Genomic DNA, 11559 nt, shown 5'->3' with positions numbered 1-11559 from the left:
TGAAAGCGCGCTGAGTCGGTCGGATTGGGTGTGCTGCTATGAGGCTTTTATTGTCGAGTGTGTTTTCTCGGTTTTTTAGTTGGTGAGGTTTGAAAGATTAAAGAGATGTTCCTCCGACTTGGTGAACGTGCCTTTTCTGGCGGTCCAAACTGCTATCCGGGCGTTACGCGCAATGACGCAAGCTCAAGGTGTCTTATGCGATGACTGTCAGAGAGATGAAGGAAGGGCCCAATCTGGAAAGCGGCACTGGATAACCAAGCACACCTGCGAACGCCTTCCAACAACTCAAACTTGTGGTTAAGGATGATAACGTGAAGGTTTCTAAAAAATTGGCTTCTTTCTATTGTTTGTGTCGTGGTTGGGATGAAAAAGGGAGGCGGGCACGGTCAAGCTGGTGTCAGCTTGCCGGGGTCTGGGGCGAGCAGCCCTCAGGTTGAGCCTTGGCTGGAGTGAGCCGCGTTTCTCACGCGGGATTGGCTGGTTGTAGCCCGAGATTTTCAAGGGTGGTTTGTTCGGTGACGAGTCGCCAGAGGTCGACGGCGAGGATGCGTGCCAGGGCGACGACGATTCGCTTGCGTCTGCCTCCACTGGCTTGTTGGTATTCGGGTTGCCAGCGGATGAGTCGCCAGGCGGCTTCGACGAGGTAGTTGCGCAGGAGTCGGTTGCCTCCGCTACTGAATTCATTGGGACAAAGGTCGGTGTAGCTCGCGACCCACTGGAGCAGGGAGTTTTCGCTGCGGAAGGTTTGCGCGGGCTGGGGGGAGAGTCCGTCGACTTGTCGAACAACGACGTATTTGTCGAGGTGGGCATCGATTCCGAGATAAATGACTTTGGCTTTTGGGGCAGTTTCTGATTCTGTAGTCTTCGACATGGTGGTTGTTTTTGTTGTTTGGTTTTGAAGTCTCAACAATAGCAGCGCGTTCCGCGCGTTGCTAGCAGCCCCATGTCATCTGAGACGTTCGCATTGAAAATGAAGAAGAGAACTCTGCTGCTTGTTTCGTTACCTCTGCTTCTGGCGATAGGGGTTTTTCTTGCGATTCAGGGTCGCCTAGAGAAGCCAGATCTTCCGTTGCGCGAGTTCCCAAATGGCCCGACTAATGCCGTCGGAAGGTATCCACTTGAAGAGGCCGGCCATTTCTTGCTCATCACCGAAAATAACGGACGGCCCTTTTTCCGCTTTGAGCTTGGGAGTGAGAGATTTCCTGAAGCTCTGTTGGTCACTTCTGAGGGATTAGGAGCAGATCTCACTCAAGACTGGTGGATCTATAGTCTCGACGGTCTACTATGGATTTTCAACGGGACTGACTGGATTCACACGGTCAAGACCGGTCCCGGGTATTTCTCCAATGACAGTGCTGCAAGTGCGAAGTTTCCTGAGGAAATCACAGAGCTTCTTCCCGACGCAATGACTGTAATTACTCCTGGGCGGGAGGTGTTCCGAGACCCGCACCGCCGCCGACATCGTCACACCTTTCCCTATTAGGAGAATACGAACAAGCCGGAGCACAGAACCCCTGACCCGCCGCCAGTTCTAGCCGTCATGACCATTCAAACCTCAACCTGCAGTCGAAGCAGCGCCCCCGGTCAGGGGTCCTGTGTCCTGTGACGTTCTGCCAAAATAGTATTGCGCAGACACGAGTGATACTTTAGTGTCACTTTATGAGAACGGAGGTCGTCACAACCCTGAAGCGAAGAGCCACTGACTTAATCAGCGAAATTTCATCGGCTCGGGAGCCAATCATGATTACCCAACACGGCCTTCCTGCCGCATATTTGGTAGACGTTGAGAGCTACCAAAAGATGGAGGCTCGGGTCGATTTACTCGAGGGCGTGGCCAAGGGAGAAAAGGCGATTCAAGAAGGGCGCGTTCTGAAGAACTCGGAAGCAAAGCAACGCATGGGACGATGGCTCGACTGATTTGGGCTGAACCTGCTCTTCAAGACCTCGAGCAGATTGCGGATTACATTGCTCTGGACGATCCCGAAGCTGCGAGGCGACTAGTTCAGCGGGTCTTTACGCAGGTGGAACTGCTGGAACAGCTCCCCGACATGTGTCCAGTTCCTCACGATTTACCGGACTCAAGATATAGGCACCTCGTGGTTGGACCACTTAGGATATTTCACCGTCTCGAGGGGAACGCTGTTTACATCGTTTACGTTATGCGTTCCGAACGTAACCTTAAGCTAATCGACATTCAAGAACGCGAACAGTAATGTGCAGAACAATGCGCAGCATCGCAAATCCGACCGCGCTGGTGAGTGGGAGATTGACTGGAGGAAGGAAGGAAGGTGATAGAAGTGGTGAAAGCGCGCTGAGTCGGTCGGATTGGGTGCGCCGGAACGTTCGCTCAAGAAATGAAACTGCTTTCGATCCTGTTCGCGATTGCACTCATCGGATGCTCAGACCATTCCGAAGAGGAGCAGGACGCTCGCACGCCGGAGGAATTGCGAACCGCAATCGAGGTGGCAATGAAGTCGGAAGATTTTCCAACTGCGGAGAAGGCTTTGACCGCACTTATCGGCCATGACCCGGACGACTTCGACTCAGTTGGAGGTCGAGCTGCTGTCAGAGTGTTTCTTGGGGATGCGGCTGGTGCTCAAGAGGACTTCGAGGCTGCAATCAAGATTGATGCAGAGAAGGGAGAGAAGATGAAGCTCTTCATTGCAGAACAATCTATTTGGCGTGCCCGAGAGTTTGACATGAAGAAGCGCTACCCCGAAGCATTAAAGATTTATGATGTGCTGTTGGCGTTGTATCCGGAATCAGGAATGATTTATCATGATCGTGGAGGTTTGAAGACGAGCATGGGAAACTACGATGGAGCGATTGCTGATCTGACGAAGGCCATCGAGTTCGACGAAGGCAACAATTCTGCCGGAGATAGTCTTACTCTAAGAGCACGAGCCAAGCGCGCAAGCGGCGATGAAGCGGGTGCAAAGGCAGATGATGCCAAGTCGGCTGAGATACGCAAAACCTTCAGAAAATGAACGGGAGCAAACAAGGCGTAGACGTTCAACACACTGCCGCTCCGAAGTTGAAGATTACAGTGAACATGCAATCCGCAACTACGGATCGAAGTGGCGCTGCCAGCAGCGTGTGACATCACTCAAACGTTCTGCTAAAATAGAAAGCATGAGACACCCTAAAGATATCCGCACTAGATTATTCGGGGTTCTTTGCCTCTGTGTAGCCTTCTTTTTGACGTTTAGAAGCTTCTTTGGAGAAGGCCGCGAAAGCGGGTTCTTATCTCGAGAGCAGGTTCAAAAAAACAATAGGTGGCATTTAGACTCCCAGGGAAATGATTTCCAGAAGTCGACGAAATCTAGCTCGTTTCGACGAAAGAGAATTGAGCCGCAACTGTTGCGGATGGAAGTGAAACTTGCCGAGCTCGAACCGCAGACGGGAAGTCTGATATTGCTACCACAAGCTACTGTTCGTGCGGGTGGCATAACAGCCGAACAGAATCTACTAGTGACTCGATTGCAGGGAGGATATGCACCGAAGAAGGGCGAGTTAGCGTATATCGACCGGCTGGGTGACGAAGCTGGCTTACTTCGAGTTTCTCATGTCTCCGGAGACAACGCGATTTTCTCATGCGATACCCTTGCGGTAGAGAAGGTATTGGAGGGCGATGTTCTTCTCTATCAGAAATCAAAGATGGCAGGACTTGAACGATTCGCAGAATGATTAAACTCACCATCACTTCCAGGATCTCACTCTAACACTGAGATTATTTGCAATAAGCCGTATTGATAAATCGGCGCTTTCCGAATCCGCGGAAAACCCATCTCCTATGACCATCACCAACACCGCACTGACTGCCTACAAGTTTCTCAAGGTCATGTATGAGGATGGCTACTTTCCAGATTTCCTCGTGGACAAGTGTAAGCAGATCTAGGTCGGTCTACGTGTGCAAATCGAAAGCAAGACACCTTCCACCGAGGCAGACATTTTCGAACTCACTCATGCCGCCACCGAGCGTATCAATGACCTCGCTGGGGTATTCGAAGAGAACAAAGGCAAACTCGAGACAGGTGCTCGCAAAGCCCTCGGCGAAGATTATGCATTCATCGTGAAAACCTAGGGCTTCGAGGTAGACATTGAAGAATGTGATAGCTCCCCGTGACTGGTAGTGATTCTCAAGAAACGACGACCAAGCCGTGAGAAACGATGCATTTCACTCTTGGAGTTTACTTTGAGACTCATAGTTTTATCCTTCACTCCCTCGCCCATCCGTTCTAACGTTCGGGCTAGAATGAAGACCTTCTTTCCTGCGCTGGCGTGTTTGCTAATTTGGAGTATTTCTCTCAATGGGGAAGATTTGGCGTCGAAGGGAAAGGAGATGGAGAGCCTTCTCGATAACGTGCATCTCTCCTACGTTGCCTTTGAAGAAGAGGATGAGTTCACGTTCTTGACGGCAATTTCGCTAGCGGTCGGCAAGGCCATTGAGCTCGACGCCTTCGCGGGAGAAAACAGACGACGCGGAATTGGGCGTTTCGTCGTGGATAGTAGCAAAGACATTAGGGATTGTGTCGTTTACCCAAAAGCTGCAGAAGAGATCGGGATTGTCTATACCGGTCGAAACATAACATTACGAACATTTGTAGTCGAGATAGCCAAGCAGGCAAAAATGGACGTCTATACCTCCTCAGCAGGACTTGTCTTTTGTCCTGCTGGCAAAGACCCCAAGAAGGAATTCGATGATGAGAAGCTGTCTATCTGGTCTTCTGTTTACAAAGTGGCAGTCGAAGGCAAAACCAAACCCAATGCCGAATAGGGATTTGCAGCTCAGTCCGATAGCTCTGGTTGGGAACATATCTTACGAGCATTCGGCAGCGTTGAGGCTGCGATAAGGGAGCGGTGAGGCGGCTAGCCCAGCGACACGGGAACGCGATGAGAAAAAATCTAAGTAATGCTGCCTTCAAGTGTCGTAACACATATGACCATGAAAGACAAAATTCTCATCCTCCTATTCCTGAACCTCTTTTCACTCACCATTGCGAAGGGAGAACGTATTCGTGAGTCTAAAGAGAGTGCTTCCCACGTGGTGGTCGGCGAGGTGACCAAAGTTTTCAAGTCGGATGGAAAGGACTACGTCGGGTATGTGGTTCGAATCAAGGTTGAGATGTTCGAAAAGGGAACTGGACCAGCCAAGGGACATCATTTCTATGTGGAGTGTTTCGAAAGAAAACCCCACGAAGGACCTGGAAGGCCAGCTCCCGGCGCGAGTGGACATTCCGGGGTGCCAAAAGTCGGTGAACGAGTGCGGATTTTCACAAATGAAAGCAACGCGATTAACCTCGGGGTGTATCCGACTTGGTATGACGTGCTCCCAAGTGTAGATAAGGAGTAACTGCGCAGGAGATTCCTTGCGAGTGCGTAAGGAAGAAGACAGCGCAACCGAAACAAAGCCCGATCACGCGGTGAGTTTGCAGAACCTATTTGATTCATCACGGAATCCTGTTTACGACTGTCGCCCTCTGTGGGAGCTGGCTGCTCTTTGACGTTTTGCAAAAAATTCCCGTGAAAACTCAATACTACACAGCGACAAGTCTGGATGGATTTATCGCGACTGAGAACGATTCCCTGGAGTGGCTTTTCGCTCTGGCGGACTTGAGCGAGTCGAGCTATCCGGAGTTCATCGCGGAGGTGGGAGCCTTAGCTATGGGGTCAGCGACCTATGAATGGATGATTCGCAACGCAACGAAGGTTTCTCAAGAGACAGGTTCTCCTTGGCCCTATACGCAGCCAACCTGGGTCTTCAGCAATCGCGACCTTCCGACCATCGACGGTGCCGACATTCGATTCGCAAACGGCGGTGTCGACCAGTTTCATAGCGAGATGCGAGCCGCTGCGGGGACCAAGAACATTTGGCTCGTAGGTGGAGGTGATCTCGCTGGTCAATTCTATGACGTCGGGCTACTTGATGAGCTGATCGTCCAAATTGGCTCAGTAACCTTGGGCAAGGGTAAACCACTCTTTCCTCGCAGAGCGCTGAGCTCTAACTTGAAATTGAAGTCCGTCACCCAGATGGGAGAGAGCATGGCCGAACTTCGCTATGAAGTGCACAAGAAGCATGAAAACAAAGAAGCCGAACAAGGCGGAACACCGCAACCGCCAGTCCCCTGCTAATCGGATCTTTACTCATGATTTTCTCCCCTCTCCCCTTCTCCACGCACGCCCTCGACTGAAACTGCTGGCCTTTGACGTTCGACAAAAATTTTCAAGTAGGAATTCAAACTAACAACAACAACGAAAACACAACATGAATAACTCAATCATATCGGCTCAAGCCCTTGCTGCTGCTCTAATCACATTCGGCTCACTTGCAGATGAATCGTGCGCGGCTCTATCAGCGGTTGGCGATATCGCATTTACTTCTTGGACATCTGACAGCGGAAATCCCGGAGGCGAGAACTTTTCCTTTATCGCTCTTGCGGATATTGGAGTGAATCAGTCCATTTTCTTCGATGACGAAGAGTGGGATAGCTCAACCGGGTTTGGAGGGAGCACATCGGAAGGCGTCATCCAATGGCAAAATACCGAAGGCAGCATCATTTCCGCTGGCACTATCATTACCCTGAGTAGCGCCAGCAGCAACGATTCCACCAACCCCTCGTCAAATTTTGGCACGATTACTGAGCCGGACACCGGATTCAATCTCGCATCGATCGATGGGATGTTCGCCTACCTTGGTTCGGTCAGGAACCCCACAACGTTTCTAGCTGGCATCGGCGATGCAGATAGCTCATCTGGACTAACCTCGCTTACGGGAACAGAGCTCTCTCTCGGCCTGACAGCACTAGATACCGATGGCGCAGTCAGCATCGAGTATTCAGGTCCCCGTTCGGGTCTTGTTGAATTTCCAGACTATCTCTCTCTGATCAACGATGCCTCAAACTGGTCGACCAATAGCACCCTGACGAATTTGCCCGTAGGAGGTTTCAACACAAATTCATTCACGGTTATACCAGAACCTTCCTCAGCGTTTCTTCTTGGACTTGGCACAATTGGTTTAGCTTACCGCCGTCGCCGATAGAGTCGAACAACCCCGTGGACTCAACGCGCTATCGCGCGTGAGCCACTTTCGACCTTTTGCTGTAAATGCATGCCATCCTATTCTGTCAGAACCGTAATCAGCTGGTCTCACCGTGATGGTCAGAGACGGAAATTCCTATACGAGGAGCGAATCACTGCTTGGAAGGCAGATTCTCTAAACGAGGCAATAGAGATGGCTCAATCCGAGGCGAAGGAATATTCCAAAAAGCAAGGCTTTGAAGCGCTCGATTTTCTTCAGGCCTACTGGCTGCCCAAAGATTCTGGGCCGATTCCTCAAGGCTGTGAGATATTTTCTCTCCTAAGGGAAAGTGACCTGGAACCGGAAGAATATTTAGATAGGTTTTTCGACACCGGAGAGGAACGGCAAACAGACTACTGGGATGAGGAATAGATGCCCAAGTTTCAGCCCAACATGAGGCGCTACTGAATCCGTTCGTGCCGTTGGGTTGACGATTGACAGCCTATTTGGAGGATATAGAAGTCGTGAAGGCACGTCGGACAAACGGTTTGGCAAGGCTGGCATGTTCTCCTACAAAATTAAGCCGATGAAAAAGAAGCTCTTTTCCGCCGCCATTCCTTTTTCGCTCTTTCTCGCCTCTGCCGGTGCGGATGAGTTCAAGTCGGTCCCAGTTCTGATTGAAGACTTGGCTTCTGTGGTGGACTTGAAGACGGCAAAATACGAAATCGAATTCAGCAACAAAGGGGTCATTTCCCTTAATGCAAAGGGCTTTGAGAATGAAACAACTCACACCTTGGAGAAGAGTTCCCAATCCGCAACCTTGACCATTTACTATGAGCGCGGACTCACGACTGAGGGAAAACCGAGCGGCTTTGACAAGCTGCACTACTGGATCTCCACCAGTGCTGGAGGAAAGCATAGTTATCTCACCTTCAAGTCGGATGATGCAGTGTTCGGAAAAGTAGGTTTTGAGGATGGCGTCTTCAGCATCGTCTATTTGGCGGACAAGAATAAGCCAACCGAGGAATGCTACTCCCTACGGGTCAGCTCCACCTCTGAATAACACGAGCAAAACGAAGCACCACAAGTCAGACCGCGCTGAGTCGGTCGGATTGGGTGCGCTGGAGCGTTTTTTAGAAGTATGAATGATGCAGACAGGGAGTTAGTTTCGGCCGCCCGGCCTCTGGTCACCAATATGATCTTGAGTGAAGATGATCGTTCGGCGGCTACAGTCGCTTCTGCGATACGCTCCTCATCTGGAGGAATTTATACCGGTGTATGCGTTGACCTCAGCTGCGGCATTGGGTTCTGTGCTGAACATGCGCCCGTGGCTGAGATGATTAAGCATGGAGAAACACAAGTTGATACGATTGTCGCGGTCACAGATGAGGACATCTACGAGCCATGTGGGCGATGCAGAGAATTATTGGCGCAAATTGATTCAAGAAACAAATCAGCGAGAGTGATTCTGAAGGAAGACCTTGTCGTTACGCTTGCAGAGCTTTTGCCTCACCATTACCTCACCCAATAGAAGACAAAGTCTGCCACCTATTCAGGACCGCCGTGGCGAGCAGGAGGATTGACTACAGGGGGGAGCGTGGTAGAAGCAATGATAGCGCGATGATCCGATTCGATTGGGTGCGCTGGAACATTCGGCTGAAAAGATGAAAAATAACACATCCATAATTTCAGCGAGATTCGTTCTTTTTGTTATTCTCGTTTTTTTCATCGCAGTATTGTTCACAAAGGGAAGAGGAAATACTTCAGGACCGGTTCTTATAGGAAAATACAAGGATGGTTCACTTTCTTTGACTTACGCGCAGATGGATGATGGTACTCGATATTACATCAACTGGCACTCTGTTTCAGGTGAGCCACGTTTGATGAGCACCCGTCAGAATCAAGTGGCGACTTATGGTCGTGGTTCAAATGATGTTTTCTGGTTCATTGAAAACCATGAAGATGGAGAATCGAGGAATCTTAGATTCGTTTTTCGCGATGGAAGCGAGAGGGTTAAGTGGTGTGAGGATGCTGCGACAGCGCTTCAAGTGGTAGAGCTCGCGCTGAGAGATGGTTCACTAGCTACAGAAGAAGGCTGGACAACAAGCGGAACTCTTTGATGCCGAACAATGCGTAGAACCATCATTCCGACAGCCCTGGCGAGCAGGAGGATTGACTGGAGGAGGGAGCGTGGTAGAAGCAATGATAGCGCGATGATCCGGTCCGATTGGGTGCGCTGGAACATTCGCCTAAAAATATGCATATTCCCGTCGATAGAATGGAAACCGGGTGGCTTATTGGAACTTGGGAGTTCACTTATGTTGCCAAGAATGTTTCAGCTCCGTTTGGTGATTTCTACCATTTTGCAAATGATGGACTACACGTTTGGGAATGTCCATTCAAGGGCGCCGGAGGAAGACGTAAGTGGCCAAAATTTGAGGGACGTTTCAATTATCGAGAGTCAAGCTCCGGCTACTGGGTTGAGTGGCCCGAAGCATCGTATTTTTTTCCTTGTTGGTTTGTTGGCGACCAGATGTTCTCGACTGGTAGAGACGGACGAGACTGGTGTTTAAGAAAGCTTAAGGTGAAGCCTGAATTCATGAGCTACTTTGTTGGAGAAGATGGTGAACTTTATCCTCGTATAGGACGTTTTCGCCTGAATCGCAGATAGTTCTAACAATGCGCAGCACTTTAACCTGACCCGTGCGGCGGGTGACTCGTGGGTTTTGCTTCTTCCGTGGTGATGTTTGACCGTTTGGGGCCGTTTTGTCTTCTCGGGTCAGATTGCGTCTGGTAGATAGTCTTCAGAAGAACAATGCAGTCACCCTCGAGCATCTTTCATCAGAGAGTCGACCTTCGCTCCTACGATAAACATTATAGAAACATCGATGAGCGTGATTATAATCATTACGGAAATGTTACTTCCCCATTCGACGCTTGGAGCGGAGTTAAACTCAGGGAAAAGTGCGAGCTATCTGGGATAAACAAAAACGCAACAGATCTAGTTTTATGGGGCCGAGGGCAGGGTCCTCATATTGCGACGACGAGGGTCGGAGGAATACCTGCTTGGACAAAAAACCTATCGGCACCAAAGGGGCTCAAGTTTTTTGGACAGTTCAATCTTCTGGATAGCGTGGATTTACTTCCTTTTTCACCAAAGGGTCTACTTTCGATTTGGGGTAGAGAAGAATTTCCTTGGGAGCCGAGAACAATAAAAACGTTCTGGGTGGACCCAGCTGAAGCGATTAGCATGCCTAATTTCAGTGCCGAGATGGGATATCGGGATATCAACATCGAGCCATTTTTTGGTTCATTATATAGGACTTGGGACCCAGGACCAGACTCCCAAGTAACCCCCGTCGAAGTTGACAATCAATTCGAGAGCCGCAGAAAATATGTCCCGAGAAGTTGGAAAGGCACAAAATATGGGGCCGATCAAACTATAACTGAAAGTGGTCTCCAAGCTTGTTACGGACGGTCGTGGTCGTATTTTTTCGAAATTACCGCGATTCAGGCTAGCTCCGAAGTTCCTTGGCCTTGGACGAACCAAGCGGAACCGATGGTGTTGAGCGGATCAGAAAACAGTATCTATAGCAAAGATAACTCTGTGGTTTTAGGCGACATGGGAACCATACTTTTTCTCGTAAATCGCAGAGGTAAGTTCAAGACAGATTTTTCGTGCGGCTAATTAGATTTCGATAGGAGAACATTGCAAAGCACCACAAATCCGACCACGCTGGCGAGTCGGAGATTGACTGGAGGAGGGAACGAGGTAGAAGTAGTAAAAGTGCGCTGAGTCGGTCGGATTGGGTGGGCTGGAACGTTTTACAAAAATGCCGTATACCGATGATGGTCAAGAATTCTTGTATGCCGATAGCTCAGGTGAAGTCTCCGCTCTCAATGGAGAGGTGATTGATTCTTTGTATTGTTTTACGGTAGAGGGAAGAGTCTGTTTTTGCTGGCTCTTGATTAAGAGTGATTCGAAGGGATATCGATTTTTTGTTGAGGACGGATTTATTTGCTACTTCGAGCGTTGTAGTAAGGATACGTTCACTGAAGAATTCGAGGAATATTTGAATGAGAGAGAAGTTGTTGACCTAACGACGAGAACGCAGCTGCAGGGTCGGAGTATAGCACGCATTCAAGCTCGTCATTTAGCCAGCGAGAAGATGATTCAGCTCAACATAGAAACGAGTGAAGGAATAGTTCTTAGGCTTAGGGGTGATTGGAGGAATGAGCTAGATGAGTCAACTCTTCTCCTGAAATCGAAGGGAGATTCCGAATTCGTATGCCTCTTATAGGCTTCTCTCTGAGTAAAACAATTCGCAGCACACAAATCTGACCCTCACGGTGGGTTACTTGTGAGTTTTTCTTCTTCGATGCAGATTTTGGGCACTTGGACGCGTTTTGGCTTCTCGGGATAGATTATGTGTGCTAGGCCGTGTGGACAAATTGGTTATTTGAGCCAATCCATTGAAGATGCGAGGAATATGAAGGAAAGGTAGTTATCCGCTCTACGATCGTAGCGAGTGTCGATTCGG

15 protein-coding genes and 1 pseudogene are annotated in these 11559 nt (G+C 49.6%); 15 read left to right on the top strand and 1 reads right to left on the bottom strand.

Annotated elements, in window-relative coordinates; translation table 11 throughout:
- Positions 1-463 precede the first annotated feature (463 nt).
- Complete coding sequence (locus IE099_RS20230) at positions 464-871, bottom strand: hypothetical protein (protein WP_189574534.1); 408 nt, start codon at positions 869-871, stop codon at positions 464-466.
- 99 nt (positions 872-970) lie between these two features.
- On the opposite strand from IE099_RS20230, the gene IE099_RS20225 reads away from it, so the two are divergent.
- The 15 genes and pseudogenes from IE099_RS20225 (at position 971) to IE099_RS20155 (ending at position 9689) form a co-directional block, all read left to right on the top strand.
- Positions 971-1483 (top strand): hypothetical protein, encoded by a 513-nt coding sequence (locus IE099_RS20225; RefSeq protein ID WP_189574531.1) that lies wholly within the window; start codon positions 971-973, stop codon positions 1481-1483.
- Positions 1484-1659: 176 nt separating this feature from the next.
- Positions 1660-1917, top strand: coding sequence for a type II toxin-antitoxin system prevent-host-death family antitoxin (locus tag IE099_RS20220; RefSeq protein WP_189574528.1), 258 nt, complete (start codon positions 1660-1662; stop codon positions 1915-1917).
- A complete protein-coding gene (locus IE099_RS21105; protein ID WP_189574526.1) occupies positions 1905-2213 on the top strand; it encodes a type II toxin-antitoxin system RelE/ParE family toxin in 309 nt (102 codons plus the stop codon). The genes IE099_RS20220 and IE099_RS21105 overlap by 13 nt, the downstream gene beginning before the upstream one ends.
- Before the next feature lie 141 nt (positions 2214-2354).
- On the top strand, positions 2355-2987 hold the full coding sequence (locus IE099_RS20210) for a tetratricopeptide repeat protein (RefSeq protein WP_189574523.1): 633 nt from the start codon (positions 2355-2357) through the stop codon (positions 2985-2987).
- 145 nt (positions 2988-3132) lie between these two features.
- Entirely contained in the window at positions 3133-3687 is a 555-nt protein-coding gene (locus tag IE099_RS20205) for a hypothetical protein (RefSeq protein WP_189574520.1), read from the top strand.
- A 106-nt stretch (positions 3688-3793) separates the two neighbouring features.
- Positions 3794-4084: pseudogene (locus IE099_RS20200) on the top strand (DUF5713 family protein).
- A gap of 171 nt (positions 4085-4255) precedes the next feature.
- Positions 4256-4777, top strand: a complete 522-nt coding sequence (locus IE099_RS20195) for a hypothetical protein (RefSeq protein ID WP_189574517.1) — start codon at positions 4256-4258, stop codon at positions 4775-4777.
- 168 nt (positions 4778-4945) lie between these two features.
- On the top strand, positions 4946-5353 hold the full coding sequence (locus IE099_RS20190; RefSeq protein ID WP_189574514.1) for a hypothetical protein: 408 nt from the start codon (positions 4946-4948) through the stop codon (positions 5351-5353).
- 170 nt (positions 5354-5523) lie between these two features.
- A complete protein-coding gene (locus tag IE099_RS20185; RefSeq protein WP_189574511.1) occupies positions 5524-6132 on the top strand; it encodes a dihydrofolate reductase family protein in 609 nt (202 codons plus the stop codon).
- 133 nt (positions 6133-6265) lie between these two features.
- Positions 6266-7039, top strand: coding sequence for a PEP-CTERM sorting domain-containing protein (locus IE099_RS20180; RefSeq protein ID WP_189574509.1), 774 nt, complete (start codon positions 6266-6268; stop codon positions 7037-7039).
- 192 nt (positions 7040-7231) lie between these two features.
- Positions 7232-7450, top strand: coding sequence for a hypothetical protein (locus IE099_RS20900; protein WP_229809617.1), 219 nt, complete (start codon positions 7232-7234; stop codon positions 7448-7450).
- A 154-nt stretch (positions 7451-7604) separates the two neighbouring features.
- On the top strand, positions 7605-8081 hold the full coding sequence (locus tag IE099_RS20170) for a hypothetical protein (RefSeq protein WP_189574503.1): 477 nt from the start codon (positions 7605-7607) through the stop codon (positions 8079-8081).
- 78 nt (positions 8082-8159) lie between these two features.
- Entirely contained in the window at positions 8160-8549 is a 390-nt protein-coding gene (locus IE099_RS20165) for a cytidine deaminase family protein (protein ID WP_189574501.1), read from the top strand.
- 133 nt (positions 8550-8682) lie between these two features.
- Complete coding sequence (locus tag IE099_RS20160) at positions 8683-9138, top strand: hypothetical protein (protein ID WP_189574498.1); 456 nt, start codon at positions 8683-8685, stop codon at positions 9136-9138.
- A gap of 137 nt (positions 9139-9275) precedes the next feature.
- The gene (locus IE099_RS20155; RefSeq protein ID WP_189574496.1) at positions 9276-9689 is read left to right on the top strand and encodes a hypothetical protein; all 414 of its coding nucleotides are present in this window, start codon (positions 9276-9278) and stop codon (positions 9687-9689) included.
- The last annotated feature ends 1870 nt before the right edge of the window (positions 9690-11559 follow it).

The sequence above is a fragment of the Roseibacillus persicicus genome (assembly GCF_014651675.1).
Lineage (GTDB): Bacteria > Verrucomicrobiota > Verrucomicrobiia > Verrucomicrobiales > Akkermansiaceae > Roseibacillus > Roseibacillus persicicus.
The sequence above is the reverse complement of the archived record's forward strand: the minus strand, read 5'-3'. Positions and strand labels throughout refer to the sequence as shown.